At 38.9% G+C, this 26,826-nt stretch carries 23 protein-coding genes; 9 read left to right on the top strand and 14 right to left on the bottom strand.

What is annotated here, in order from left to right:
* Positions 1 to 14: 14 nt before the first annotated feature.
* From SKC36_RS08860 to SKC36_RS08895, 8 genes are all read right to left on the bottom strand, one after another.
* Complete coding sequence (locus SKC36_RS08860; RefSeq protein WP_459465636.1) at positions 15 to 2,018, bottom strand: ComEC/Rec2 family competence protein; 2,004 nt, start codon at positions 2,016 to 2,018, stop codon at positions 15 to 17.
* A gap of 80 nt (positions 2,019 to 2,098) precedes the next feature.
* Positions 2,099 to 2,671 (bottom strand): nicotinate (nicotinamide) nucleotide adenylyltransferase, encoded by a 573-nt coding sequence (gene nadD / locus SKC36_RS08865; RefSeq protein ID WP_459453938.1) that lies wholly within the window; start codon positions 2,669 to 2,671, stop codon positions 2,099 to 2,101.
* Positions 2,672 to 2,674: 3 nt separating this feature from the next.
* On the bottom strand, positions 2,675 to 3,241 hold the full coding sequence (gmk, locus tag SKC36_RS08870; protein ID WP_459465637.1) for a guanylate kinase: 567 nt from the start codon (positions 3,239 to 3,241) through the stop codon (positions 2,675 to 2,677).
* 20 nt (positions 3,242 to 3,261) lie between these two features.
* Positions 3,262 to 3,534, bottom strand: coding sequence for a phosphohydrolase (locus tag SKC36_RS08875; RefSeq protein WP_166229664.1), 273 nt, complete (start codon positions 3,532 to 3,534; stop codon positions 3,262 to 3,264).
* A gap of 53 nt (positions 3,535 to 3,587) precedes the next feature.
* The gene (locus tag SKC36_RS08880) at positions 3,588 to 4,196 is read right to left on the bottom strand and encodes a sigma-70 family RNA polymerase sigma factor (protein WP_459465638.1); all 609 of its coding nucleotides are present in this window, start codon (positions 4,194 to 4,196) and stop codon (positions 3,588 to 3,590) included.
* A 98-nt stretch (positions 4,197 to 4,294) separates the two neighbouring features.
* Complete coding sequence (locus SKC36_RS08885) at positions 4,295 to 4,804, bottom strand: hypothetical protein (protein ID WP_459465639.1); 510 nt, start codon at positions 4,802 to 4,804, stop codon at positions 4,295 to 4,297.
* A 1-nt stretch (position 4,805) separates the two neighbouring features.
* Complete coding sequence (mreC, locus tag SKC36_RS08890) at positions 4,806 to 5,645, bottom strand: rod shape-determining protein MreC (RefSeq protein WP_459465640.1); 840 nt, start codon at positions 5,643 to 5,645, stop codon at positions 4,806 to 4,808.
* 18 nt (positions 5,646 to 5,663) lie between these two features.
* A complete protein-coding gene (locus SKC36_RS08895) occupies positions 5,664 to 6,689 on the bottom strand; it encodes a rod shape-determining protein (protein ID WP_109324299.1) in 1,026 nt (341 codons plus the stop codon).
* 315 nt (positions 6,690 to 7,004) lie between these two features.
* Between SKC36_RS08895 and SKC36_RS08900 the strand changes: the two genes are divergently transcribed.
* The gene (locus tag SKC36_RS08900; RefSeq protein WP_459453933.1) at positions 7,005 to 7,931 is read left to right on the top strand and encodes a helix-turn-helix domain-containing protein; all 927 of its coding nucleotides are present in this window, start codon (positions 7,005 to 7,007) and stop codon (positions 7,929 to 7,931) included.
* Positions 7,932 to 7,999: 68 nt separating this feature from the next.
* On the opposite strand, the gene SKC36_RS08905 is transcribed toward SKC36_RS08900, so the two are convergent.
* Positions 8,000 to 9,844, bottom strand: a complete 1,845-nt coding sequence (locus tag SKC36_RS08905) for a pseudouridine synthase (protein WP_459465641.1) — start codon at positions 9,842 to 9,844, stop codon at positions 8,000 to 8,002.
* A 137-nt stretch (positions 9,845 to 9,981) separates the two neighbouring features.
* Here SKC36_RS08905 and SKC36_RS08910 point away from each other — a divergent pair, with 137 nt between their 5' ends.
* Together SKC36_RS08910 and SKC36_RS08915 are read left to right on the top strand one after the other, a co-directional pair.
* A complete protein-coding gene (locus tag SKC36_RS08910; RefSeq protein WP_459465642.1) occupies positions 9,982 to 12,006 on the top strand; it encodes an OmpA family protein in 2,025 nt (674 codons plus the stop codon).
* Position 12,007: 1 nt separating this feature from the next.
* Entirely contained in the window at positions 12,008 to 13,348 is a 1,341-nt protein-coding gene (locus SKC36_RS08915) for a dihydroorotase (RefSeq protein WP_459465643.1), read from the top strand.
* Here the strand turns inward: SKC36_RS08915 and SKC36_RS08920 are convergent.
* The gene (locus SKC36_RS08920) at positions 13,345 to 14,043 is read right to left on the bottom strand and encodes a porin family protein (RefSeq protein WP_459453929.1); all 699 of its coding nucleotides are present in this window, start codon (positions 14,041 to 14,043) and stop codon (positions 13,345 to 13,347) included. The two genes, SKC36_RS08915 and SKC36_RS08920, sit on opposite strands and share 4 nt — an antisense overlap.
* A 56-nt stretch (positions 14,044 to 14,099) precedes the next feature.
* Here SKC36_RS08920 and SKC36_RS08925 point away from each other — a divergent pair, with 56 nt between their 5' ends.
* Together SKC36_RS08925 and SKC36_RS08930 are read left to right on the top strand one after the other, a co-directional pair.
* The gene (locus SKC36_RS08925; RefSeq protein ID WP_459465644.1) at positions 14,100 to 14,687 is read left to right on the top strand and encodes a ribonuclease HII; all 588 of its coding nucleotides are present in this window, start codon (positions 14,100 to 14,102) and stop codon (positions 14,685 to 14,687) included.
* 84 nt (positions 14,688 to 14,771) lie between these two features.
* Complete coding sequence (locus SKC36_RS08930; protein ID WP_459465645.1) at positions 14,772 to 18,701, top strand: S8 family serine peptidase; 3,930 nt, start codon at positions 14,772 to 14,774, stop codon at positions 18,699 to 18,701.
* Here the strand turns inward: SKC36_RS08930 and SKC36_RS08935 are convergent.
* The 3 genes from SKC36_RS08935 to fcl are packed head-to-tail and all read right to left on the bottom strand — an operon-like array spanning position 18,698 to position 21,377.
* Positions 18,698 to 19,690 (bottom strand): YhdH/YhfP family quinone oxidoreductase, encoded by a 993-nt coding sequence (locus tag SKC36_RS08935; protein WP_459465646.1) that lies wholly within the window; start codon positions 19,688 to 19,690, stop codon positions 18,698 to 18,700. The genes SKC36_RS08930 and SKC36_RS08935 overlap by 4 nt on opposite strands.
* A gap of 5 nt (positions 19,691 to 19,695) precedes the next feature.
* Positions 19,696 to 20,433, bottom strand: a complete 738-nt coding sequence (locus SKC36_RS08940; protein ID WP_459465647.1) for a class I SAM-dependent methyltransferase — start codon at positions 20,431 to 20,433, stop codon at positions 19,696 to 19,698.
* Positions 20,434 to 20,438: 5 nt separating this feature from the next.
* Entirely contained in the window at positions 20,439 to 21,377 is a 939-nt protein-coding gene (gene fcl / locus SKC36_RS08945) for a GDP-L-fucose synthase (protein WP_459465648.1), read from the bottom strand.
* A 120-nt stretch (positions 21,378 to 21,497) separates the two neighbouring features.
* On the opposite strand from fcl, the gene SKC36_RS08950 reads away from it, so the two are divergent.
* From SKC36_RS08950 to SKC36_RS08965, 4 genes are read left to right on the top strand one after another with little or no spacing between them, the layout of a single operon-like run.
* Positions 21,498 to 22,436, top strand: a complete 939-nt coding sequence (locus SKC36_RS08950; protein WP_459465649.1) for a toxin-antitoxin system YwqK family antitoxin — start codon at positions 21,498 to 21,500, stop codon at positions 22,434 to 22,436.
* On the top strand, positions 22,436 to 22,792 hold the full coding sequence (locus tag SKC36_RS08955; RefSeq protein ID WP_459465650.1) for a hypothetical protein: 357 nt from the start codon (positions 22,436 to 22,438) through the stop codon (positions 22,790 to 22,792). The genes SKC36_RS08950 and SKC36_RS08955 overlap by 1 nt, the downstream gene beginning before the upstream one ends.
* Positions 22,793 to 22,836: 44 nt before the next feature.
* A complete protein-coding gene (locus tag SKC36_RS08960; protein WP_459465651.1) occupies positions 22,837 to 24,363 on the top strand; it encodes a SulP family inorganic anion transporter in 1,527 nt (508 codons plus the stop codon).
* Positions 24,364 to 24,367: 4 nt separating this feature from the next.
* The gene (locus SKC36_RS08965; RefSeq protein WP_459453920.1) at positions 24,368 to 25,003 is read left to right on the top strand and encodes a carbonic anhydrase; all 636 of its coding nucleotides are present in this window, start codon (positions 24,368 to 24,370) and stop codon (positions 25,001 to 25,003) included.
* On the opposite strand, the gene aspS is transcribed toward SKC36_RS08965, so the two are convergent.
* Entirely contained in the window at positions 25,004 to 26,764 is a 1,761-nt protein-coding gene (gene aspS / locus SKC36_RS08970) for an aspartate--tRNA ligase (protein ID WP_459465652.1), read from the bottom strand.
* Between the last annotated feature and the right edge of the window lie 62 nt (positions 26,765 to 26,826).

The following is a 26,826-nucleotide window of genomic DNA, read 5'->3' on the forward strand; positions in this document are numbered from 1 at the left end:
AACGACAGCCTTTTTTAAAATACCTGAGCAGAAACGGAATCCAAGGCTAGCTGATTGTGAGATGAGGTTAAAGGTCTTCGGTAATAAGCCGGTATTGATTGTGTCCAAAGCCATTTACTTTCCATATTATATTTCAATAGCTCATCCCAATGGGCCTTTTTAAGCCGGCCATTCAAAATGAAAACATCTACATGCTTAGGAATTAAACCTTGTTCATTCTTTGCCCAATAGTAATGTTTTCCCTTCCAATACCAAGAAAGATTTCTGGTTGAATCCCAAGTTACCTGAACAGTATCCTGTACATAGTGATTGGCTAAAAGAGGTGAAATATTAGATTGTATCCAAGCGGGGTCTTGGTACATACCTGATGGCCCTACTAGCTTAGCTTTTAATCCTTTGAGATGAATCCAAACAGGGTCTCCCCTATACTGTGCTAGGTAAGCCATAGATTGCTCTTTCATTAACTTCCATTGCTCCCACTGAAAATAGCCAACACTTCCCAGCATCAATATGGGCAATAAGATTAAATAGGTAAGATTACGTGTTTTCCACCAGGATATACTCCATATAAGGATTAAAAAATAAGGAAAGAACATCCATCCGTCCCAATGTAAAAAGGGAATCGTCGGTTCAAATTCACGATCAAGCCAATACATGAGCGCATGCAACATATGAAGGCTATAATCAAACAATGCTCCTAGAACATCATAGCATGTAATGTAGCCGACCGCTTGAAAAATAGGCGCTGAGATTAGAAAAGCCATCCCCAAGACTAATGAAATGGAAGAAATTAATACCAATATGGGATTAGCCAATAACATAATCCCGATATGAGGGAATTGATGGAAGTAATACAATATCCATGGAAAGGTCAAAATTTGAGCGGCAATTGCCACAGTGGTCAAGGATATCACTTGTTTAATTAGGTAATTAAGTATGGGACTTTCTACTGTTGGCTGCCAAATAGCATTTAAATAAGGCTGAAACAGAAGAATACCCAAAACCGCCAAAAAAGACAATTGAAATCCTACATCAAATAATTGCATAGGATCCCAAATCAATATGATAAATGCAGTAAACGAAAGTAAATTAATGGAGTTTACAGAGAAACGGAATGTCTGAGCAAATAGCACAACGGAAAACATCCAGCTGGCTCTTACTACTGGTGCTGAAAAACCTGTGATACCGGCATACAGCCAAATCAGGATTATAGGAAAAGCAAACAAGGCTACTTGCATCAGCCTGGTTCGCTTAGGAATGAATTTTAGGAAAAATTGTAAACACATAAAAAGTATCCCAATGTGCATTCCAGAGACAGATAAAATATGAATAGCCCCTAAGGCGGCATAGCTTTTTTTTGTTTCAAAATCAATCTTTTCATGACTCCCTAATAACATGGCACCCGCCACGGCCTTATTTCTTTCTTCAAGGACAACACGATGTAAATGATGGAGTAGGGTCCGCTGCCAATGGTCAAAAAGGACGAGTAGGGAGAAATTAGAATGTGAAGGTTGTAGTAATTTTACCTGTTTCCTAGGTAAATACCCCGTTGTGAATATGCCCTTTCGAGCATAAAATACAGGCCAGTTTTGTCCATAAGGAAATGCTCCTGGCCGGATAGCTTGAAGCTGAGCATGAACTAAATAGGAATCCCCTATTCGAGGAGCAGGGCCTTTTTTCTCCAAATAAAAAAGGCTTTTACTTCGAATTTCTTGCCAGAGGCCTTTGCTAGTTAAATAAGCAGAGATTTCGCCTTCTAAGGCATAAGTCTTTGATTTGGCCACAGGTATACTGGTGGATTGAAATCGAAAAGCTATAAGGTCCTTGGGTGGCTTTTGAAAGCGACAATTCCGTTCGAAACTATGAAAATAAGCGGCTAATAAACAGCATACTGAAAGGAGAAAAGAATAAAAGACGGTTTTATTTGAAATCCATAAAAAGAGAGCCACTAGCAAACAAAGTGGAAATATGAACTTCGCTGAAATAAGAGATCCTCCTGGTTGATTGGGAACCATCATAATGCCCAAAATCCACCAGAAACAAAGCCGTAAAAAAGGAAATGGACTAAAAAATGAAAACAAAATTTAAGCGCTTAGGCCTAAATGTAGAATTTTTTCTGAGCGATTAATTGCTCTACTGTATCAGGAACTAGGTATTTTATCGATTGATTTTTTTGAATGCATTCCCTGATATAGGTCGCGGAAATATGTAAAACAGGTGCTTTAACCTTTTTTACTTTTGGATGACTCCAAAGATCGGAATTTGGTTCTTCCCCTCTAGGGTATACGTAAAGGCCAAAATAATCAAGAATCTTATCGTAATTTTTCCAACTTTTAAATTGCTCCAAATTATCACCCCCCAATATTAATTCGAAAGTATGTTGAGGATATTTTTCCGACAAATGAATAAGGGTATCTATGGTATATGAAGGCTTTTTTAGGCTGAATTCAATATCACAGCTTTTGAATTGGAAATTATCTGCAATGGCTCTTTCGACTAAATCCAATCGATCAAACTCATGCAACAAACTTTTGCTCTTTTTATGGGGATTTTGAGGGGAAACAACAAACCAAATCTGTTGAACATCCGTTTGATTCAAAACCGCTTGTGCAATCATCAAATGACCATGATGAATGGGGTTAAATGAACCAAAAAATAAACCGATTTTCATGGATTATTTAGTAAAATCATCAAAAAGGGCTTGAGCCTCTTCGATGGCATGCTCTAATTTATCATTGACTAAGATGACATCAAATTGACTTTGAAAAGACCATTCAAATTTCATCTTAAAAATACGCTTAGATAATGCTTCTTCGCTCTCAGTACCCCTAGAACGCAGTCTTTCTTCCAATATCTCCAAGGTAGGAACTTTAACAAAAATGGCCAATGCACGATTGCCATAATACTTTTTAAGCGCTAGACCACCTTTAACATCCACGTCAAAAATTACGTGTTTTCCGGAAGCCCAAATACGCTCAATTTCAGATTTCAAAGTTCCATAATATGCTCCAGGATACACCTCTTCCCATTCAACAAAGGCATCTTCATTGATTTTTTGTCGAAACTCCTCCGGACTTAAAAAATAATAATCTTTCCCGTTCTCCTCGGATCTCCCACGTTTATCTCGGGTGCATGCTGAAATAGAAAATCCCAAATTGGAATTATTTTTGATGAGTTCTTTAACGATGGTCGTTTTACCTGAACCCGAAGGTGCTGAAAAAATAATTAATTTCCCTTCCAAAAAAATGCTGTTTGATTAAGCTAACAAAATAAGGGAATTAAGATGGAAATAAGGATAATTAATAGAAAAAGTTTCTCTTTGATTCGAGCAAAAAGTTCATCAGGGCATTTTGCCGTACATTTTTCTTTAATGGCCTTCTTTAATGACGTTTCCAATTCATATCCCTCTTGACATGGAATACATTGATCTTTGTTTGCCAAAAAGGCAGCCTCCTCTTCTGGACTTGCCTCTTTATCCAATATTCGCTGGATTAGCTTCATGCAATCTTTCTGATGTTCACAGCTCTTCTTCATGCTCATTAATTAATACATTCTGTTTGGGCTAACACAAGCCTTGATTTAAAAGTTCAATCCAAATCTGACAAAGTGTCAGCGCCATATCCTTTTGATTTAGCATAAATAGCTAAAGATTCTTTCAATAATGCTCTGGCACGGTGTAAACGCGAACGTACCGTACCTATTGGGATGTTTAAAATCTTCGCCATTTCTTCGTAGCTAAACTCCTCCAAATCACATAAAATGATAATCATTCTGAAGTCGACAGGCAAGGCTTGAATCGCTTTGGTAATTTCATCCCCCAGCATTTCATTGACTGTTTCCGCATGTAAATCAGCCTGATGAGCTGGTTCTGGATCATCTTCCCCAGCAAAAGATTGCTCTACCCATTCAAATTCAACTTTGGATGGACCACGTGATTTTTTACGGTAATCATTGATGAAATTATTCTTTAGAATGCGAAATAACCAAGCTTTAGCATATGTCCCCGGCTCAAAAGAATGAATAAAACGATAGGCTTTTAGGCAAGTATCTTGTACCAAATCCTGGGCATCATCTTCATCATTCGTCAATCTCAAAGCAAAATTATACATCGCATCTAGATGCGGCATAAATTCTTTTTCAAAAATCAGTCTCGCTTGTGGCGAAGGATCGATTTCATTTTCTACTTGGACGTCCATAGTCATTATATTAAGGCATTATCATTTCCTGATAACGTACAATCCTCCCTACAATTTTATGCCCAAGAAAAAAGTAAGGAAAAATATGACAAAAAGGCTTATTTATTCAGATTGAAAAGCTCCAGAATACCAAAAACCAGGATTCCCAATAGACAGCTAGAAAGTCCTCTTAGTAAGCTAATTCCAACTAAATCAAAATCACTAGCTTCTAAAAGGAATAACACACCATGATGACTGAATAGCATCAGAAATAAATAAGAAAAAAACCATAAAGGTCTCATCTCTTGTAAACTTACATGGGAACGCTCATCATATCCATTGGCCGGGGTCAATAAGCGAAAAATGGGAGATCGCAAGGATGCCATGAGTACCGTGGCAAAAGCATGCATGCCATGTGTATTATAAAAGACGTCTACAATCCAACCTAAAACAAAGGCTCCCAACATTAAATAGGCAACAGGAGTATCAATGGGAGCTTTAAGTAATGGCCAGACATATAAAAAACAAAAGGCGAAATAAGCGATGGTCAAATCCCTTAAAAAAAGAACTTGAATAAGTAGCGTAAAAACAACCGTCAAAATCCAACGAAAGGTGCTGCTATTTCCCATCTTATTCTGGCTTAGGTTTAGATTGTTCCAATTTGGCTTGTTGCCATGCCAAGCGATTTTTAATCACATAAACATATTGCAACGTAGAAAAATGGGTTAATAACATGATCTTAATATCATGAAAATTACCATCCTTCTTCAAACCTAACTTAGCAACAATTCCGATGGGAACATTGGGCGGAAAGACAGCATTGTAATCGGAGGTAACGACAGTATCCCCTTTGACTACTTTTTTATATTTAGATAAATCCATCATTTCTGCTACTTCTGGTTGCCAGCCTGCCCATTTAACATAGCCTAACTCACCACTTGACTTCAATTTAGCGGAAACCGTATTATTAGTATGCAAAATGGAAATCACCATGGAAAGATTTTCAGTACATGAAAGTATCTTTCCCACTACCCCAGTGGAAGAAATAACGGCCATGCCTGGGTGAAGCCCATCTTTGGTACCTTTATCAATCGTTAAATAATTTTGAGATTGTTGGGTGGTCAAATCAATCACCTTACATGCAAGTGGTTGATATTGATTCAAAACCGCCTCATTAATATAGTAGGGTAGTTTTAAATCAGGCGCCTTTTGTGCTTTTAGGCGAAAAACTTCTTGGCGCAATTGCGCATTTTCGGATGCTAACTCACGGTTGATATCCCTGAGCTTATAATAATTTTGAACTTCTTGTTTTTGAGCCAATAAAGAAGCAACCCACTGGTTAGTCGTATTAAAATACAATGTCCTTTGGTAATCATTGTATTTAAACACCGACCATAAACTGATCAATTCCAATACGAAAAACAAGAGGAAGTTCCTTTGTCGTAAGAGGAATTGAAACAATTGATTCATATCTGAATTGTTGGGTTACTAGGTGATTAAAACAGGCTTATATTTCTCTAAATTTTTCAATATTTCTCCCGTACCACGAACAACCGCTTTCAAAGGATCATCGGCAACATGAACCTTCAATTGAGTTTTCTTTTCAATTCGTTTATCTAATCCGTGCAACATAGCACCACCACCTGCTAGGTGAATACCGTTATGGAAAATATCACCCGATAACTCGGCAGGAGCCCGCTGAAGTGTTTCCATAATCGCTACTTCGATCTTCGTGATGGAAGAATCTAAGGCATAAGCAATTTCAGAATAGTTAATGAGGATTTCCTTAGGAATACCTGTCATTTGATCACGTCCACGTATCTCAAAATCAGCTGGAGGATTTTCAAGCTCAGGTAAAGCTGCTCCAACCTGAATTTTAATTTGCTCGGCAGAGCGTTCACCAATGATTAACTTATGTTCTCTTAATAAATAATCCTTGATATCTCGGGTGAATTCATCTCCCGCTACACGAATGGAGTTCTCTACAACTATCCCGCTTAATGAAATAATTGCCACTTCCGTGGTTCCTCCTCCAATATCTACCACCAAAGATCCGTTAGGTTGTTCGATATCTATTCCAATTCCAATCGCCGCAGCTATCGGCTCATGAACCATGTATACTTCACGCGCACCAGCATGTTCTGCTGAATCCTTTACCGCTCTTTTTTCCACCTCTGTGATGCCAGAAGGAATACAAATAACCATGCGCAGGGCAGGAGAGAAAAATGAATTTCCCTTATCCATCATTTTAATCAAACCACGCATCATTAATTCCGCTGCAGTAAAGTCTGCAATTACTCCATCTTTCAATGGTCGAATCGTTTTAATGTTATCGTTGGTTTTTTCATGCATCATCATGGCTTGTCGACCAACAGCCAAAACCTTGTTGGTTGTTCGATCCAATGCAATAATGGATGGCTCATCTACCACCACTTGATTTTTGTGAATAATCAGAGTATTTGCCGTACCTAAGTCGATGGCAATATCCTTGGTCAGAAAATTAAAAATTCCCATAATTGATTGCTAAAATATACCCCAGTCGCGTGGCTGAACTAAAGCTAAAAAACAAATTTACCAATAAAAAACGAGCTAATTATTTAAATTAAATCAAAAAATGGAATATCCTCGAAATAATTATAAAAGTCAATCTAAACAACGCTTTAAATACTTTCCTCCCTATATACTGCCAATTATAGGTTTATTACAATAATTTATTTGTCATTTTAAGGAAAAAATTGGATTAAATAATTTGGAATTATTATCTGTTTTATTAGTTTTGTCCAAGTTTAATCCTACAAATGTTCTGAATGTTTGTAAACGAGCAAAAAAATGGAAGATTATAACAAAATTATCGAATCCCTTGGTGTTAAATTCATTAAGGCGAGAAACATTAGAATATTACAACCAATCCGCATCAAAAATTATTATGATGTAGAAAACTCGCTCTTGATTTTGTACAAAGGTGAGGTTTCTTTTGGTGAGGAAGATACTCCAGTAGAAGAGGGCGATATGCTCTTTATCCCCGGAGGAAAAATGGTTAGTGTAACCTACGGTAATTCAGAAAAACCGAAAGCTGTCAACAATGAAGAATTCATGACGCACCGTGAATTGTATTTTGATCAAAACATGGATCCAAATACTATCGGCAAGGCAGACAATTCTTTTGGAATGGTAGCGTTTGAAGCGAAAGTTTTTGACTCGGTTAACTTCTTTACTTCGCTGGATATCCCTCCATTTTTGATTAAAAAAGACGACAACCTGGCTCAATCCATTAAGGAAATCTTATTGGAAGATATGTCAGACGAAATTGGAAAAGGACGTATCATCAAAATCAAAACGGAAGAAATCGTAATTGAAGTAATTCGTTACATCATTCGTAATCGCCTTTTTGTTGAGCAATTGGCCACCAATAGTACCTATTTCAAAGACCCTCGTTTGATTGACATATTCGCCTATATCAAAGATAATTTAGGTGGAGATTTATCTAACAAGGTTTTAGCCAATGTAGCTAATGTCTCTGAAGATTATGTAGGTCAATATTTCAAAATGCTGACAGGTATTAATCCTCAAGATTACATTGAATACCAACGCATGGAGGCTGCCGTGGGGCTCTTAAGAACAACAAAGAAGTCCATACGTGCCATTGGTTCTGAGGTAGGCTACAAGGACACCGCTTATTTCTGCCGCCGTTTCAAAATGATGTTTGGTATACCAGCAGGAAAAATGAGAAGAAGAGAATCATTGATGAATATCTAAAACCCTGATTTTAGATTTTTCTATATTCAAATGCAAAAGGCCCATTTTCATGGGCCTTTTGTTTGTTACTACATCAAGTATTTCAACTTAACCAATTCTCTTTCGGAAAGATACCTCCAATTTCCTCGAGGTAAATCTTTCTTATTTAAACCTGCAAAGGTCGTTCTGTCCAACTTAGTTACTTCATAACCTACATGTTCAAAAATACGACGAACAATGCGATTTTTACCAGAGTGGATTTTTACTCCCACCACGTAGCCGTCTGGGGTAACCTTAGCAATATCATCTACTTTGATTTCTCCGTCTTCTAAAGTCAAGCCAGCCTTGATTTTTTCTAAATCTTCATCCGTTAATGGTTTGTCCAATTCGGCTTGATAGATTTTTTCAATTTCATTGGATGGATGAGTTAATTTATCGGCTAATTCACCATCATTGGTTAATAGAATCAATCCCGTCGTATTTCTATCTAATCGCCCTACAGGGTAAATGCGAGCATCTCCTGCATTTTTGACAAGTTCCATCACTGTTTTACGATCATTAGGATCTTCCGTCGTGGTAATGAAATCTTTAGGCTTATTTAGCAACACATATACGGGTTTTTCCCTATTCAGTTTTCGGTTACCATATTTTACGATATCCGTCGGCTGAACTTGATAACCCATTTCGGTAATTACCTTGTTGTTTACTTTAATTTCACCTGCCTCAATCAATTTATCTGCATCTCTACGAGAACAAATACCAGCATTGGCTATGAATCGATTTAATCGAATCGAATCATTTTTACGCTCTTCTTGAATGAATTTCTTTTGTACGCGGGCAGGAGCTTTTTCTCTAAATCGATCTAATTTATATTGAGGCGTAAAGGCGGGTTTTTCCTCATAGCGATTTCTACTTTTGAAAGTATCTCGTTTAGAAAATTTCGCATTTCTACCCTCTGAAAAATCTCTATCTGCTGGAGCATCATCACGTCTTGCAATTGGGCGAGTACGGTCACTGCTATAAGCTCTTGGCTTTACTTCCTCATTTACTGATTCAGTGTTTGATTCTGATCTAAAATCCTCTTTGGGTACAAATGGCTTGTCCTCTGAAAATTCACGCTGGGCATCATAAGGTCTACGATCTGCATCCCCTCTTGGTCCTGAATAAGGTCTTCTTTCTCCATCACCGAATGGGCGACGTGAGTCTCCTGAATCTCTTCTTGGGCCTGAGAATGAACGACGCTCGCCTCCATCCCGATTTCCTTCATAAGGTTTGCGGTCTGAATCTCCTCTTGGTCCAGAATAAGGTCTTCTTTCTCCGTCTCCTGATGGACGACGTGAATCTCTTGAATCTCTTCTTGGGCCTGAGAATGAACGACGCTCGCCTCCATCCCGATTTCCTTCATAAGGTTTACGGTCTGAATTTCCTCTTGGTCCTGAATAAGGTCTTCTTTCTCCATCACCTGATGGGCGACGTGAATCTCCTGAATCTCTTCTTGGCCCTGAGAATGAACGACGCTCGCCTCCATCCCGATTTCCTTCATAAGGTTTACGGTCTGAATCTCCTCTTGGTCCTGAATAAGGTCTTCTTTCTCCATCACCTGATGGGCGACGTGAATCTCCTGAATCTCTTCTTGGGCCTGAGAATGAACGACGCTCGCCTCCATCCCGATTTCCTTCATAAGGTTTGCGGTCTGAATCTCCTCTTGGTCCTGAATAAGGTCTTCTTTCTCCGTCTCCTGATGGGCGACGTGAATCTCCTGAATCTCTTCTTGGGCTATCTGAACGCGGTCCTGAATAGGTGCGTCCTTCTGAATTGGCACGAGGACCTGAATAAGGTGCTCTTTCTCCGCCTCTACTTGATCGGCGGTCGTCCGAAGACTTGGGGGTTGAATCTGAACGACGGCCGTCGTTCTTATCAATTCTTTTTCTCATAATACTAAATTTGCAACATCACTGCTGTAAGAAGCAAGACGCTTTTGTCTTGTAATTATTTCGATTTTCGAAATTTATACAAAGGTACGTGAAATAAATGAGCTTAGCTTGTTACATTTGAATTTCTTTTACACTCCATGAAATACGCCAAACCGAAGTCAACATTGAGCTTGATAGTAAATTCCTTCATAGGAATTAGTTTTGCGCTATGCCTATTGGCATGCCAAGGAGATGAATTTAAGCTAAAAAAAGCCTTAAATTCATTTGATAAAGGGGAATATGAACTAGTCATTCAAGAATTAAAACCTTTGGCAGAGAAGGGCTATCAATTAGACCAAACCTCTTATTTTATTGCGGAATCCTATCGACTTTCCAACCGAATTTCTTCGGCCTTGCCTTATTATCAAACGGCCTTAGCCAAGGGGAATACGGATAATACCATCCGTTTCAACTTAGCTTTTGCGGCAAAAGCCACGGGAAATTATGCCTTAGCCCAGAGTACCTTACAGGATTTTCTTCAAAACAAACCAAGTAAGTCTTTAAAGCTTAAAGCAGAAATTGAATTAGAAAATCTGCCTCAGGTAAGTGCATTACAGCAAAAAGCCAGTCCTGTTGGTGTTCAAGCTGTGCAAGGGAATAGCCCTATGGCAGAGTTTTCTGCACGAAAACTAGGAGATGAATTAATCATTACCAGCTCCCGAAAACAAAGCATTTATAAAAATAATGGCCTACCCTATTTGGGATTATACAAAGCATCCTTAAAAAGCCCAGTGGAAATAGGCCCATTGAACTTATTTAGTTCAATGATCGACAAAGAGAATGCCAATGAGGGTACTCCAGCCTTTTCAAAAGATGGCAATACCGTGGTTTTCGCCCGGGGTAATACAGGGAAAAACAAAGATTTATCTCCGGATGTCGACTTATACATTAGCAGAAGAAACGGAAATGATTGGTCGGTCCCGGAAAGACTCGCCATTTCAGATTCGATTGCTTGGGATGGAAGTCCTGCCTTTTCATCGGATGGTAAAACCTTATACTTTAGCTCAAATAGAAGAGGAGGCAAAGGTGGATTAGATATTTACCGATCTCCTATGGATAATTCAGGTAGATTCGGCCGGCCAATCAACTTAGGCTCGGCCATTAACACGCCAGGCGATGAGATATTCCCTTTTGTAAGTGAAGATGGAAAATTATATTTCTCTTCAGATGGACATCCTAGCCTAGGAGGACTAGATTTGTTTGTAGCGTCTCGGAATGAAAATGATATTGTCATTGAACACTTGGGGGTTCCCATGAACTCCATTTCGGATGATTTTGGCATTAGCTTAGTAGATTCTGTTTCAGGATATTTCAGTTCAAACCGAGCTGGAGGAAAAGGAGACGATGATCTTTATTATTTTAAATCCCCTTCTCTCAACCCAGACAGATGGTGGACCAATGAAGCTCCGCCGGTATTGGCTGCCACTGAAAATAAGATTGTTCACTACTTTTTACAAACCGAAATTATTGACCCTTCGGGCAAGCCTATTGATTCAGTGAAGGTAAGCTTACGTAGAAATGGCCAAACGATTGACCCAGATTATAGTAACAAAAAAGGCCGCTTGGAAATCTTAGATTTGGAAGAAAATGAACAGATTGATTTTGTTTGTGAAAAAGAAGATTATTTGATCAAGCGATCTAGCTTCTCTATGGAAGGAAGGGAAATACCTCCTAGGCTGCTAAAAAAGGAAATTACAGATACCACCTTTGTTTGGCAGATAGTTATGGACAAAGCCGAAGTAGGAAAAGAGATTACTCAATTATATCAAATCAACCCGATTTACTATAACCTGGACCGTGCAGAAATCAGGAATGATGCCTCTGAAGAATTAGAAAAAATTGTCCAGTTCCTACGAGATAACACGCAGGTTTCCATTGAATTAGGGTCGCATACAGACTCCAGAGGAAGTGTTCCCTATAACCAAAAATTATCTCAAAGAAGAGCTGAATCCGCAGTTCGCTACATCGTTCAACGAGGCATAGAGCAAAACCGAATCAAGGCCAAGGGCTACGGAGAAAGTCAATTGGTGAATGAGTGTGCCGATGGGGTCGAATGTAGTGAAGAGATGCACCAGCAAAACAGAAGAACAGAATTTAAAATTACCGAAATCAAAGCGGAATAACATGTCGAACTACCTATTAAAAAATGCCAAAATCGTCAACGAAGGACAGATTATAGAGGGGGAAATACGCATTTCCAATGGCCGAATTGACAAAATTGCTAGCTCCATAAGTCCTCAGGGAAATGAACAAATATTGGATTTAGCCGGCAAACATGTTTTTCCGGGTATGATTGATGATCAAGTGCATTTTAGGGAGCCTGGATTGACCCACAAGGCCCACATAGCTAGTGAAGCAAGAGCTGCGGTAGCAGGTGGAGTGACTAGTTACATGGAAATGCCCAATACAGTCCCCAATGCTTTAACACAAGAGATTTTAGCTGATAAATATGCCATAGCCCAACGTTCCTCATTGGCGAATTATTCATTTTTTATGGGAGCAGGGAATGACAATTTGGAGGAAGTTTTAAAAACGAATAAACGAGATGTATGTGGGATAAAAATCTTCATGGGTTCGTCCACTGGCAATATGCTTGTAGACAATGTTCATACCTTGGAGCAGTTATTTTGTAAGAGTGAGTTATTGATTGCGACACATTGTGAGGATGAACCTACGGTTAGAGCTAGAACTCAGTTATTTAAGGAGAAGTATCCTGAGGAGGCACCCGCTTTCATCCATCCATTAATCAGAAATGAAAAAGCTTGTTACTTGTCATCTTCTGTGGCCATTGATTTAGCCAAAAAGTGCAATGCTCGCCTACATATTTTACATATTACTACAGAAGAGGAATTAGCATTATTTGAAACAAATAAACCTTCAAAAGATAAGCGAATCAGTTCAGAAGTATGTGTTCACCACCTTTGGTTTGATGCATCTGATTATGAAAGATTAGGAAATCAAATCAAATGTAATCCAGCCATTAAAGATTCCCGACACAAAAATGCGCTAAGAAAAGCTTTGCAAACAGGAAGCTTAGATGTCATTGCCACGGATCATGCCCCGCACACTTGGGAAGAGAAACAACAAGGTTATTGGAAATCGCCAGCTGGTTTGCCCCTAGTACAGCATCCCTTATTGATGTTGTTTGACCTGGAAAAGGAAGGAGTGCTATCTTTAACTCAAATTGCCGAAAAGACCGCTCATACGGTTGCTGAAATTTTCCAAATTCAGGATAGAGGATTTATTCGAGAAGGCTACTGGGCCGATTTAGCCATTGTTGATTTTAATACTCCTCAAAAAGTAGAAAAATCTACACTTCATTATCAATGTCAATGGTCTCCTATGGAGGGACATACCTTTGGAGCTAGCATTGCACACACCTTTGTTTCGGGGCATTTGGCCTACTCTGAAGGAAGATTCAATGAAAGCCAATTAGGCAAGCGCCTACTTTTTCAAAGAGATTAAAACATATCATCAAAAAAGACTCTCAAATAGAATCCCAGTGATTGATTGTACGTTTTTTCAGGAGCAACTGTAATATTTGCAAAGCCTGCTTGATAGGTTAGACCCAAGGAGACAAAACGGTTGGAAACGACCCCAATTCCAACCTTGACCCCAGCATCTATACGACGAAAATCACTAGAAAAACTTTCAGTAGATTTAGTAACCGTAATGTAGCTGTTAGGATTATTGGGATTTACTATTCGATTCTCAATGGTGGTATTGTCCCAAAGCCCTATGCCTAAATACGGACCACCCCAGATAGATAGATTACTTGAAAAATCAGACAATTTGCCTATGGTCAATTCAAAATTGGGATTTAAATCCAAGTAATTCAAAGTGATAGTTCTTTCTGAATAAGTTGAATCAGAATTGGCAATTCTACCATGGTGCCCGCGTTGTGACAAATTAATTTCTGGATTAAAACTCCAATGTTTGTTTATAGGAAATTGTATACCAAATCCCACTTCTAAAGATGGCTTAAATAAAAATGATTCCTTATTGGCAACATTTCCATTGAAGCGTACTGAGCTAAGGGCTAAGTGAAATATTTTTTTATTTTTACCCGATTGAGCCATATTTACGTGACCCACCCAAAAAAACAAAATCGCAGCGAGGCAAATTTTAGAATAAGAGCTAGAACTTGAAGATTTATTCATCAATTTTTTATAATTATTGACCTGAATTAGAGAACACCAACTTAATTTTATAACAAATGTCGAAACTTCTGCCTTATTTATCAAATATAGGATTTGAAGCTGGCCTTGATGAGGCGGGTAGAGGATGCTTGGCTGGCCCGGTAGTAGCAGCGGCAGTCATTTTGCCCATGGATTTTCACCATCCCTATTTAAATGATTCCAAACAATTAAATGCACGGCAAAGGCAGGAATTAAAAAAGGACGTAGAAAGGGATGCCATCGACTATGCTATTGCTGAGGTAGATGCCTCCACGATTGACCAAATCAATATTTACAAAGCTAGCGTTAAAGCAATGCATTTAGCTGTTGATCAGCTCAAACAAAGGCCAGACCATCTTTTGGTCGACGGAAATCGCTTCATTAACTACCCATTAATTCCCCATACTTGTATTGTAAAAGGCGATTCAAAGTTTTTTTCCATCGCCGCTGCCTCTATTTTGGCTAAAACTTATCGAGATGAATTAATGGAAAAACTAGCATTAGAGTATCCTGAATATGGTTGGGAACGAAATGCAGGGTATCCGACAATCGCCCACCGAAAAGCCATTCTTTCTCATGGCCCATGTATTTTTCATAGAAAAACCTTTCGCGTGCAAATCAAATAATTTATAGTATTTTCGATAACGATATCCGCTAACAATTTGAGAGCTATACATTTATTCAAGTTTTTTATTGCATTCAACCTTTTAATGAGTGTATCTCCTTTGATTTTGGGACAAGGTGATTTATACCCCATTGAAAAAAGGAAAGCGATATTAAATTTTGCGGAACAATTTAGTACTCAAAGAGACAGCCTCTACCTTAAAGTTCAAAAATTAGCGGCCGAAAAAGGAATTGCGACTTCCGTAAAAATAGGTAATAGATCCATATACCTACAAAGTATAAACCCCAATGGTAGACCAATTTATAAGGGAGTATTTTCCAATAAAGTAGCCTCCATTGCTACAAAAACAAATCAATTTTATTCAGGAGGGTCCTTAGGGCTGAATCTGACAGGAAAATCTGATAGTTTATTTGGTAAGCTAGCCGTTTGGGACGAACAAACAGTTAGGACCAGCCATCAAGAATTGACTGGAAGGGTCTTAGCCCAAGAAAAAACCATCACCTTTGGCGAACATGCTACGCATGTGGGAGGAACGATGATTGCTTCGGGTAATTTTAACCCAGAAGCTAGAGGAATGGCATACGAGGCAAGTTTAAAATCTTGGGACTTTCAAAATGACGATGCCAAAATAAGTGCCGCATCTCCTAACCTACTGATTAGTAATCACTCCTATGGAGCGGTGGCTGGTTGGAGTTTTGATTCCGATGTGAACAAATACCGATGGTATGGTGATGATAAAATGAGTGTCTCTGAAGATTACGTATTTGGTTTTTATGATGATGACGCCCAATCCAAAGATAAAATTGCCTACAATTCTCCCTATTATTTAATGGCTGCTGCCGCAGGGAACAGCGCAGATGATAATGGACCTCCCGCAGGTCAATATTACCTCATTGGTAACACGAAGGATTCATCCAACATAGCCAGAGCCCCCAACACGGGGTTTAATACCGTAGCAAGCCCAGCAACAGCGAAAAATGTTCTTTCAGTAGGTGCCGCAGAACCCTTATCCTCTCCACCAACTAAACCTAGCGATGTGACAATTGCCAGTTTTTCTAGTCGTGGCCCTACCGACGACGGGCGTATCAAGCCTGAAATCATTGGTATAGGTAAAGACTTATTCTCCACTGGATATTTAAGTAATACGGATTATATGCGTATGAGTGGAACATCCATGGCATCACCTCAGGTTTCTGGTTCCCTATTTTTGCTCCAGCAATTACATCATCAACTTTATAAAAAATTCATGTGGGCCTCCACGCTTCGGGCTTTGGTTACACATACGGCTTTTGATATAGGACAAACTGGCCCCGATTATACAAGTGGTTGGGGGCTATTGGATATGGAAAAAGCAGGTAAAGTGCTGCAAAATACAGATCTTAGCCATCGCATTTCAGAAGAGACATTAGCCAATGGTGGAACTAAAAAAATGGATCTTATTGCCTCTGGAAAAGGACAATTACATGTGACTATTGCTTGGACAGATCCTGCCTATGAGGGTAGTAATGGAAAAGTTTTACCCATCATTCCTTCCAGTGTAAATTCCCGCATACCCATGTTAGTAAACGACCTTGATATTCGTTTACAAGCAGAGGATGGCCAATTATTGCCCTTTATACTAGATCCAGATAATCCAACAAAAGCAGCTATCGCTGGTGACAACATCCGTGATAATATTGAACAAATATTGGTCAAAAATGTAGTTCCAGGAAAAAGCTATAGTCTTACAATTTCACACAAAGGAACTTTAAAGAATTCCAAACAGGATTATGCCCTACTTATCTCAGGAATGGGAGGAAAAGCCTATTGTGCGGTATCGGTAAAAAATAAAATCAATACCTTGACTAAGTTTAGTTTTGGAAGCTACAGCAACATAGTTTCTTCCAGTCAGGATTTTACGCAAAATGCCATTCCTGTGGAAATTGGGTCTACAATCCCTATTGATCTAACTTTTAACACCACCCAAGCCAAGCAATGTAAAGTATTTGTTGATTGGAACCAAGATGGTGATTTTGAAGATGCTAGCGAGCTTATTTTAGATAGTGGTATATTAAACACAACTTCATTTTCCGGTGTTGTATCCAAGCTCCCAGCCACCGAAACAGGACAATACTACCGAATGAGGGTAGTAACCGAATTAGGAAACAGCGTTGGATTAGCTGCATCTTGTGGCAATGTCAATGATGGTGAGGTAGAAGAATATGTAATTCAAACTGCCAACGCCTCCAATGACATCAGTGCCTTATCTATCAATTCTCCTACCGGCAGCTACTGTGCTAGTTCCACCAACAGTTTACAAATTGTGGTAAAAAACCAAGGTCTAAAAGATCAAGTTAATGTCCCCTATGAATTAAAAATTCTACAAAATGGCGTTCAAAAGGGTAAATTTTCAGGTTTCATTGCAGAAATTCTTTCTGGGAAAGAGACTGAAGAAACGGTCACTGGGAATTTCAATTTACTAGCTGGTGAGACCTATACTTTTGAACTAAGTACATTATTAACAAACGATCAAAACAGCACGAATAATAATTTCTCCATTAACAAAACCATCGAAAACCCCAGTCCTCCGATAGTGAGTGGAATTCAATGTGCTGGACTTACCGAAATATCACTATCAGCCAATTCGGGTACGCCGCTTTGGTATAACAGTGACAATTCATTGGTGGGATCCGGACTAAACATAAAAGTTCCAAGCAATAGTAAATACTCAGCTTCCTACAATGATTTCAGTGGTGGACTTGGCCCTAAGACAAAATCAGAATTTGGTGGTGGTACTTATTATGGCGTGTTTGGCCCTACCGTCATTGTGGAGGCCAAGGTTCCTATTATTTTAGAGAGTGCCCGAATATATGTAGGTACAGCTGGCAGAATTACATTTGAAGTAATCAATAAAGAAACTGGGAATGTTGTTTCAAGCGTCACTAAAACAGTAAAAGCAACTAGGACGCTCAGTAGCGCTGGTGTCACTGGTCAGCTGGTTGATGATAAAAAAGATGAGGGGGTTGTCATTGGCCTCAATCTGCAAATTCCCACAGCAGGTACTTATTATTTAAGCCAAACTTGTTTGGATGGGGCTTCCATATATCGAAGCAATCGAAGTAAATCTGATACCGCCAATGCCACAACCAATATTGGTTTTCCATATACCATTCCCAACATCCTCAATATACCAGGAGCACTATTTAATAATGGCGTAATTACCTCGGGATATTACTATTTCTATGATATGAAATTTAAATCTTTGGGTTGCCCTAGCCCAAGAGCCAATGTCACTGTGAGTGTTAAGGATTCCCCAACCGCCTCCATCAATCCAGTTGGCGATTTGATTGTTTGTCAGGGTGCTACGGTATCCATTCAAGGAAAAGCATCTGAGAACACGATCATTCAATGGTTTTTGAATGGAAAAGAAATAACTGGGGCGAATAGCTTGAATTATAAAGCCACCACAAAAGGAAAATTTGAAATGGTCGCAAGTTATGACGGTACTTGTCCGGTTAGCAGCAAAGCCCTCAATATAAACATTGGCAACGTCCCAACACCAGCTGTCACCTATAATACGGGTATTTTGCAAGCACCGAGTAATGCTAGTACATACCAATGGTATTTTGGTATAACTGCCGTTCAGGGTGCTAATCAAGCAAGCTATATACCGGTTCAATCTGGGGCCTATCAAGTCAAAATAACTGATACCAACGGGTGCTTGGCCGTTTCTGATTACATCAATGTCGTAATCCTGACAACAAAAAAAGAAAATCCATATCAACAATTAACCCTGTACCCTAATCCCACAAAAGATTTTATCCAATTAGGTATTCCGGATCAGCTTATTCCTGAGGAATACCATATTGAAATTTTGGATTTACAGGGTAAAATAGTTTTGGAAAAAACAATTAGTTCTTCTTCGGTCTCAAACAATAGTTTTAGGATGGATATCCAAAGTTTACCGAGTGGATCTTATTTGCTTAGGCTAGCTGATAACCCAAGTTCATCTCCAGTAAAATTCATCAAATACTAAGTATTGATTTGAACGACAGTCCTCCCCGTATGATTTCCTTCGCGGATTTTTGTCAAATAAGTTGGGGCTTCGATGAGGGGGATTGTTCGACAAATAGCATCCAAGGGAATGTTCCAAGCATTGGCAAGTTTATCCCAAATTTCTTGTTTATTTTCCAAAGGAGAATCGGCCGAATAAATGCCTAATAAGTTAACTCCGCGAAGTATAAAAGGATAAATCTGTAAAGGCAATTCCACGCTAGAAGCCATTCCACAAGCAGCTACTGCACCTCCAAAATGTAGGCTTTTGATGATTTTAATCAAAACATCTCCCCCCAGTACATCAATAGCCCCAGCAAATTGCATGGGATATAAGGCACGGGGTTTTTCAGATAAAAACTCGTCTCGGTCTAATATTCTATCTGCTCCTAATTTTTTCAATGTGGAATACTGGTCCAATTTCCCAGTTATTGCAGCCACTTGAAATCCTAAGTGCTTTAATAATACAAGGGCGATCATAGACACGCCACCTGTGGCTCCTGTAAGTACTATTTCACCTTGATTAGGTCGGATTCCATGATGCCAAAGCGAACTAACCGCCATACCCGCGGTTAATCCGGCTGTTCCCCATTGCATCGCCTTACAAGTAGACATGCCATGCGGCAATGGTATGATCCATTGGGGAGGAACAGAAATATATTCAGCCAAACCACCATGGGTATTCATGCCCAAATCAAATCCTGTTACAATGACCTCTTGGCCTACCTCAAAGGTATGGCTAGGGTCTAGAACAACTTTGCCAGCCGCATCAATGCCTGGAATATGTGGAAAATCTCGGGTGATTCCTTTATGGCCATTTGCCGAAAGTGCATCCTTATAATTTAGCGATGAATAAGCGACCTGGATAAGAACTTTATCCTTGGACAAGGTAGCAAAAGGGACGGATTGCAATCTAGTTTCAAAATGTCCTTCTGAAATTTCTGAGGTCCATAAAGCATTAAAATAATCCATAGGACTTATTTTTTTACCCAAATAAAAATCATGCGGGTAGAGTTCTTTTCATCAAAAGAACCTAATTTATAATCACCAAGCAAATCCACCAAATGCAATCCCGCTTTGGCTGCATAGGCAATAAAGTCATTCTTTGAAATCAACTCTACCCGTTCTTCAAAATGATGTGATTTTCCCAGATCTACGAAATCGATGGATTTGTACAAATATCCCTCCGATTCCCAGCGTTTAATTTGAAATTGAATTCCTCCTCTGACTAGACTCTCTTCTTCAATCAAATGAGCCATAACAAAACTTGGATTGAAAAAATCCAAGACAAAAACCCCTTGAGGCTTCAATGCTTGACTTAGCACTTGAAATGCTTGCTCGTTTTCTTCCTTGGAATCAAAATATCCAAAACTGGTGAAGAAATTAAAGATCGCATCAAACTCTAGGTGTTTAGGTAGATTTTTCCTTAAATCATGAACAAAAAATGATAGTTTGTCGCTTGTAAATTTTTGAGCTTGCTGAATATTGGAAGGCGAAAGATCAAACGCTTTTACATCCAAACCCAAATCATGCAAGGTGATGGCATGCCGACCTTTACCACACGCTACATCCAAGACATGGGCGCCAGTTTGAAGCCTTAATTTGGTTTGTAGGGAACTAATAAAAGCAGTAGCTTCCGCCTCATCTCGCTGGGCATAAAGCACATGATAATATGGGGAATCAAACCAGGTACTAAACCACTCCTTCACTTGCATCCTACCTATTTCCTCGTATTGGGGTTTTGTAAAAAATCTTGATAAGCTAAACGAATACCTTCCTCTAGTTCAATTTCATGTTTCCAGCCCAATGCATGTAATTTAGAAATATCCATCAGTTTTCTAGGTGTGCCATCGGGTCTAGACGTATCCCAATGTATGCTTCCTTCAAAGCCTATTACCTTTTTAACCATTTCCGCTAATTCCAAAATGCTAACATCTTCGCCAGTACCAATATTGATAAATTCCGATTGATTATAATGCTCCATTAAATACAAACAAGCCTTGGCTAAATCATCAGCATAAAGAAATTCTCTTTTAGGAGATCCTGTGCCCCAAAGGCTAATGGAAAGATCGCCCCTGAGTTTGGCTTCATGAAATTTCCGAATCATAGCGGGCAGTACGTGGGAATTCTCTAAATCGTAATTATCATTAATACCATACAAATTGGTTGGCATCACCGAAATAAACTGACAACCATATTGGGCACGATATGCCTCGCACATCTTTATTCCTGCGATTTTGGCTATGGCATATGGTTCATTGGTAGGTTCTAAAAAACCGCTCAACAAATACGATTCTTTCAAAGGTTGTGGAGCTAATTTGGGATATATACAAGAAGATCCTAAAAACATTAATTTTTTAACCTTATGAACAAAAGAAGCATGAATCACATGATTTTGAATCGCTAAATTCTCATATAAAAAATCAGCTCGATAGGTGTTATTGGCCACAATGCCCCCTACTTTTGCAGCAGCTAAAAAGACATAATCTGGCTTTTCTTGTGCAAAAAAATCATTGACGGCTGCTTGATTTTTTAAATCTAACTCAGAAGAAGTCCGTTGTATAATATTCGTAAATCCCTGTGCGTGTAGCTGTCTTACAATGGATGAACCCACCATTCCCCTATGTCCAGCTACATATATTTTTGCTTCTTTTTCCAATGAAATCAATATTTAATTAAGAAAGGCAGTTTATGGACGCAAAAATACACAAAAGCAGGTTCTAATTATTTAAATTCTTAATTTGCGAAATATTTTTATGGTACTAACGTTGCACTTTACATGATTAAACCATATTTGTTTCTGGGCATGAGTTTGTTGCTACTTGGGCAAATTCCAAGTTGGGCACAAAATAGCGCCTTGAAAACGACTAAAAAACCGGCCATTGATAGTACTCAAAGAAATAAGAATACCCTACAAAATATTTCGGAGTTGGTGGGCAAAAGTAAAGAGGAAAGTGCCGATTGGAAAAAAGAGAGCAAGGCCATTTTATCTGAATTAGGCATACAAAACATCGGTTCAAAAGCAAAAAATAGCCCCAAAAAGAAAAAAGTTGAGCTTAAAGACGAATATGAAGGCGTAAAAACCGAACGTCGAATAGGTTCATACGGCAGTGGAAACAGAGCCACAGTGGAAGAACTAAATGTCGTAAAATATGTGGAGGATGAGGCTGTAAGCCCATATAGTCAAGAAATTTGGTGGTATGACCCAGCTCAATCGAGGGTAGTAAATTCTCCGATTAAGGACAGTAAAAATGCACAAATTTGCCATGGACCCTACCGGAAATTTGTGCACGAAAATTTAGTGGAAGAAGGGCATTTTTACATGGGTGTCAAAGATGGTCGATGGGAAAATTATGGTCCAGAATTTGAACTCGAGAACAAGCAATACTTTAAAAAAGGATTTCCAGCTGAATCAATAATTTCTTACTTTGATAAGGAAAAAAAGAAGATACAGCAGGTAATTCCTAAAGTTTATGGTAAATTTTCGGGGCAATATTTGTCTTTTTATCCCAATGGACTATTGAAAGAGGAAGGCAAATTGGATGATAGTGTTAAGGTAGGCCGTTGGAGAGAGTACCATGAAAAAGGGAGCGGAGGAAGATTAAAAAAAGAATGGCGCTATGGAAAGGATAAATTTGATAACTTTACCCCTGTTCTAGTGCAAGAGCGAGATAATCAAGCAAAAATTATCTTTCAAAACACCCAGAAATTTGACTAATGAAACAACTAGGTTTTATTTTATTGGCATTTGCCTTCTTGATGGTAGCGACCGTTTACTCGCAGCTCAATTCCATCACGGCAGCTTCCAATATACCTGTTTCAAAAACTACGCTAAAAACAGACAATTTAGCATCTAAAATGTACATGGCTCCATGGGTAGAACTTTGCGAAGAAGAAGAGGAGGAAGAAGACGAAGGTAAAACACAGCATGGCTTGTCGACATTTACCAAACACGAAATCTCTAAATTTTCATTTTATTCCAAATCCATAAAGGATTCCCTAATTTTTGAACCATTCAGGTTGGCATATCCTCATTTACAAAGTTTTTCCCCTCCTCCAGACATTTGTGGTTAATCCCAATTTACATTTTTAGTAGATTTTAATTAAACCACATGAATATGTCATTCAAAAGTTATCTTCAATCCTTCGTAGAAGGGGATTGGAAATCGGGAATCGCGGTCTTTCTGGTCGCCTTACCCCTATGCCTAGGAATTGCCTTGGCCTCAGGTGCTCCATTACTTGCCGGATTGATTGCCGGTATCATAGGCGGAACCATCGTTTCTTGGGCTTCTGGTTCAGAGTTATCCGTTAGTGGACCTGCCGCAGGCCTCACGATCATCGTGGCCAATGCGATTTTAGATATTGGCTCATTCTCTGGATTTTTAGTAGTCGTTATTCTTGCCGGTATCATTCAAGTAATCTTAGGACTAGCAAAAATGGGTAAACTAGGCAGTTTTTTCCCATCCTCTGTAATCAGGGGAATGCTCGTAGCCATTGGTATTGTTATTATTTTAAAACAAATACCACATGCCATAGGTGATGATTTAGATTTCATCGGGGAGTTTGAATTTAATCAAAGCGCTGATGGCCAGAATACTTTTAGTGAGTTATTAGCTTCTTTATTAAGCATCAACCCAGGGGCATTAATCATTGCTGTAAGTGGATTAATCATCTTGTTTTCGTGGACTCCTCTAAGTAAAAAAGTACCCGTACTATCTCAGCTACCTGCATCTTTATTTGTGGTAATTCTTGGGGTACTAATCAATATGGGCTTTGGAATTTGGATACCAGAATGGTATTTGGGAAATTCCAAAGATCATATGGTAGGATTACCTCTATTTTCTAACCTGGCTGAAATTGGCCAGGCCATGGTTTTTCCTGATTGGGAAATCATCAGTAATCCTAAAGTTTATAGCTTGGCCATTACTTTGGCATTAGTTGCCAGCTTAGAATCCTTATTGTCCCTAGAAGCAACTGATTCACTTGACCCTGCCAAAAGAATATCCTCTGCCGACAGAGAATTACTTGCTCAAGGCGTAGGTAATATTTTTTCTGGGTTTTTAGGTGGTTTACCCATTACCTCTGTTATTGTGCGTTCCTCCACCAATGTTTATGCTGGAGGAAAAAGTAAAATGTCCGGATTTTTCCATGGAATTTTATTGCTGTTGGCAGTATTATTATTACCTCAATATTTAAACAAAATCCCATTAGCTTGTTTAGCTAGTATACTCCTATACACAGGATATAAATTAGCACATCCTTCACAGTTCCGAAAAGTGATTGCTGAAGGTTGGAAACAATGGATTCCTTTTTTAATTACAATCATAATCGTGGTGATGGTTGACCTACTTTGGGGTATTTTTATAGGTACAATAGTGGGAATTGGATTCGTTATCGTAACCAATTATTCCTCTGTTTTCTCCATATTCAACAGTGGAAACGAAATTTTAATCAAATTTCAAAAAGACGTGACCTTTTTACATAAAATGGCTTTAAAGGAAACTTTTCGCAAAATTCCAGCAGGGTCCGAAGTATTAATAGATACTTCAAAAGTGCATTTCATGGACCATGACATTCAATTATTAATTCAAGAATTTATTAATACCGCTCACGAAAGAGGCATTGATGCCGAAATAAAAAAGTAAAAACATGAAAGAATATAAAAAACTACTTCTCAGTAATAAGGCTTGGGCTTCAGAAAGATTAGCCGTAGACGAACATTATTTTGACGATCTTTCCAAAGACCAAAAGCCTCTTTTCCTCTGGATTGGCTGTGCAGATAGTCGAGTTCCTGCAGAAGAAATTACACACGCCAACCCTGGCGATATATTTGTTCACAGAAATGTGGCGAATATGGTGGTGCACACCGACATGAATTTACTTTCAGTTTTACAATATGCCGTAGAAGTGCTCGAAGTGAAACACGTGATTGTTTGTGGACACTACAATTGTGGAGGTGTTCGTGCTGCGATGACCAATAAAGATTATGGTTTAATCAATAAATGGCTAAGAAATATCAAGGAGGTTTATGAAAAGAATTTTGATGAAATCCGTGTACTTCCTACTGAAAAGGACCAATTTGATCGATTAGTCGAATTAAACGTAAAAGAACAAGTATTGAATTTGGCCAAGACAACCATTGTTCAGAAAGCTTGGAAGAAAAACGAATACCCATTCCTTCATGGATGGGTATTCGATATGCATCACGGTGAGATCAAAGAGATTTTGAACATTGACCCTAATGAGTGGCATAGTTCGGTTTTCTCTTTCGATTTTGACGAATAATTATAAATCCGTCTTAATTTTTAATTCCTTTAATTGTGCAGGAGCAAGGGGTGATGGTGAGTCAATCATCACATCCCTTCCTGCATTATTTTTAGGGAAGGCGATGTAATCACGTATAGACTCAGACCCTCCAAATAAGGAACACAGACGGTCAAATCCGAAGGCTAAACCACCATGTGGAGGAGCCCCATATTCAAAGGCATCCAATAAAAATCCAAATTGGGCTTTCGCTTCTTCTTCTGTAAATCCTAGCACTTCAAACATGGTGGATTGAAGCTCTTTTTGGAAGATACGAATAGAACCGCCGCCAACTTCCACTCCATTCACTACTAAATCGTAGGCATTAGCTCTCACCTTACCTAAATCACCTGCCATCATCAAAGGAATATCCTCTGGTTTGGGGCTGGTAAAAGGATGGTGCATGGCAAACCAACGATTTTCCTCTTCACTAAATTCCAAAAGAGGGAAATCTACCACCCAGTGTACTTTATAATTATTTGGATCACGCAATCCCATGCGAGTACCCATTTCTAATCTCAATTCATTCAATTGTTTACGCACCTTGTCTCCTTCGCCGCTTAAAATCAACATCAAATCCCCTGGTTCCGATTGGAAGGCTTCTGACCATTTTTTCAAATCTTCTTCCCCATAAAATTTATCCACCGAAGATTTTAAGCCGTCAGCTTGATGACGAACATAAATCAATCCTTTGGCACCAATTTGTGGACGACGAACGAAGTCGGTTAACTCATCCACTTGCTTGCGTGTATATTCGGCAGCTCCCTTAACACAAATTCCAATCACATGAGAAGCCGTATCGAAAACTTGAAAATCTTTACCAGAAGTTAAGTCATTATCCTCCCCTTTCAATTCCACGAAATGCATATCAAAACGAATATCAGGTTTATCAGAACCATAATATTTCATGGCATCTGCATAGGTCATCCGAGATACTTCTCCTATATCTAATCCTTTCACTTGTAAAAACAAATGACGAATTAAACCCTCAAACATGTTTAAAATATCTTCCTGCTCGACAAATGACATCTCACAGTCGATTTGTGTAAATTCCGGTTGTCTGTCCGCACGCAAATCCTCATCTCTGAAACACTTAACCAATTGATAGTAACGATCAAACCCTGAAACCATTAACAATTGCTTAAACGTTTGTGGCGACTGAGGTAAAGCATAAAACTCACCTGGGTTCATGCGAGAAGGCACCACAAAATCACGTGCTCCTTCGGGGGTCGATTTAATCAAAACAGGGGTTTCTACTTCAATAAAATCGGCATCATCTAAATATCGACGAACCTCTTTGGCTACGGTATGACGTAAACGTAAGCTTTCACGAATGGGAGTACGGCGAAGATCAAGGTAACGGTATTTCATACGTACATCTTCTCCTCCATCTGTTTCATCTTCAATTAAAAAAGGTGGCAATTTTGCAGGGTTCAGCACCTTTATTTCTTTCACCTTTATCTCAATATCTCCGGTGGCTAATTTATCATTTTTAGCCAAACGCTCTACTACGATTCCTTTAGCCTCCACCACAAACTCTCTACCTAAACTACGTGCCAAAGACAAGGCCTCTGGACTAGATTTCCCCTCTTCTAACATCAATTGAGTAATGCCATAACGATCACGTAAGTCAACCCAAATCATTCCCCCTTTATCTCTTGTTCGCTGTATCCAACCACATAAGGTTACTTCTTGCCCTACATGATCCAATCGTAATTCGCCATTCGTATGAGTGCGTAGCATAGTTTATTCTCAGATTAAAAAAATTTGTGCAAAATTACGTAAAATATCTGTTTTAAACATTT

It is taken from the genome of Aquirufa sp. OSTEICH-129A (genome assembly GCF_054558355.1).

Excerpts from the sequence above, each read along its gene's own strand:
- SKC36_RS08860 (WP_459465636.1), bottom strand. The coding sequence starts at position 2,018 with ATGATGGTTCCCAATCAACCAGGAGGATCTCTTATTTCAGCGAAGTTC.
- nadD (WP_459453938.1), bottom strand. The coding sequence starts at position 2,671 with ATGAAAATCGGTTTATTTTTTGGTTCATTTAACCCCATTCATCATGGT.
- SKC36_RS08875 (WP_166229664.1), bottom strand. The coding sequence starts at position 3,534 with ATGAAGAAGAGCTGTGAACATCAGAAAGATTGCATGAAGCTAATCCAG.
- SKC36_RS08880 (WP_459465638.1), bottom strand. The coding sequence starts at position 4,196 with ATGGACGTCCAAGTAGAAAATGAAATCGATCCTTCGCCACAAGCGAGA.
- SKC36_RS08885 (WP_459465639.1), bottom strand. The coding sequence starts at position 4,804 with ATGGGAAATAGCAGCACCTTTCGTTGGATTTTGACGGTTGTTTTTACG.
- mreC (WP_459465640.1), bottom strand. The coding sequence starts at position 5,645 with ATGAATCAATTGTTTCAATTCCTCTTACGACAAAGGAACTTCCTCTTG.
- SKC36_RS08895 (WP_109324299.1), bottom strand. The coding sequence starts at position 6,689 with ATGGGAATTTTTAATTTTCTGACCAAGGATATTGCCATCGACTTAGGT.
- SKC36_RS08900 (WP_459453933.1), top strand. The coding sequence starts at position 7,005 with ATGGAAGATTATAACAAAATTATCGAATCCCTTGGTGTTAAATTCATT.
- SKC36_RS08905 (WP_459465641.1), bottom strand. The coding sequence starts at position 9,844 with ATGAGAAAAAGAATTGATAAGAACGACGGCCGTCGTTCAGATTCAACC.
- SKC36_RS08910 (WP_459465642.1), top strand. The coding sequence starts at position 9,982 with ATGAAATACGCCAAACCGAAGTCAACATTGAGCTTGATAGTAAATTCC.
- SKC36_RS08915 (WP_459465643.1), top strand. The coding sequence starts at position 12,008 with ATGTCGAACTACCTATTAAAAAATGCCAAAATCGTCAACGAAGGACAG.
- SKC36_RS08920 (WP_459453929.1), bottom strand. The coding sequence starts at position 14,043 with ATGAATAAATCTTCAAGTTCTAGCTCTTATTCTAAAATTTGCCTCGCT.
- SKC36_RS08925 (WP_459465644.1), top strand. The coding sequence starts at position 14,100 with ATGTCGAAACTTCTGCCTTATTTATCAAATATAGGATTTGAAGCTGGC.
- SKC36_RS08930 (WP_459465645.1), top strand. The coding sequence starts at position 14,772 with ATGAGTGTATCTCCTTTGATTTTGGGACAAGGTGATTTATACCCCATT.
- SKC36_RS08935 (WP_459465646.1), bottom strand. The coding sequence starts at position 19,690 with ATGGATTATTTTAATGCTTTATGGACCTCAGAAATTTCAGAAGGACAT.
- SKC36_RS08940 (WP_459465647.1), bottom strand. The coding sequence starts at position 20,433 with ATGCAAGTGAAGGAGTGGTTTAGTACCTGGTTTGATTCCCCATATTAT.
- SKC36_RS08950 (WP_459465649.1), top strand. The coding sequence starts at position 21,498 with ATGATTAAACCATATTTGTTTCTGGGCATGAGTTTGTTGCTACTTGGG.
- SKC36_RS08955 (WP_459465650.1), top strand. The coding sequence starts at position 22,436 with ATGAAACAACTAGGTTTTATTTTATTGGCATTTGCCTTCTTGATGGTA.
- SKC36_RS08960 (WP_459465651.1), top strand. The coding sequence starts at position 22,837 with ATGTCATTCAAAAGTTATCTTCAATCCTTCGTAGAAGGGGATTGGAAA.
- SKC36_RS08965 (WP_459453920.1), top strand. The coding sequence starts at position 24,368 with ATGAAAGAATATAAAAAACTACTTCTCAGTAATAAGGCTTGGGCTTCA.
- aspS (WP_459465652.1), bottom strand. The coding sequence starts at position 26,764 with ATGCTACGCACTCATACGAATGGCGAATTACGATTGGATCATGTAGGG.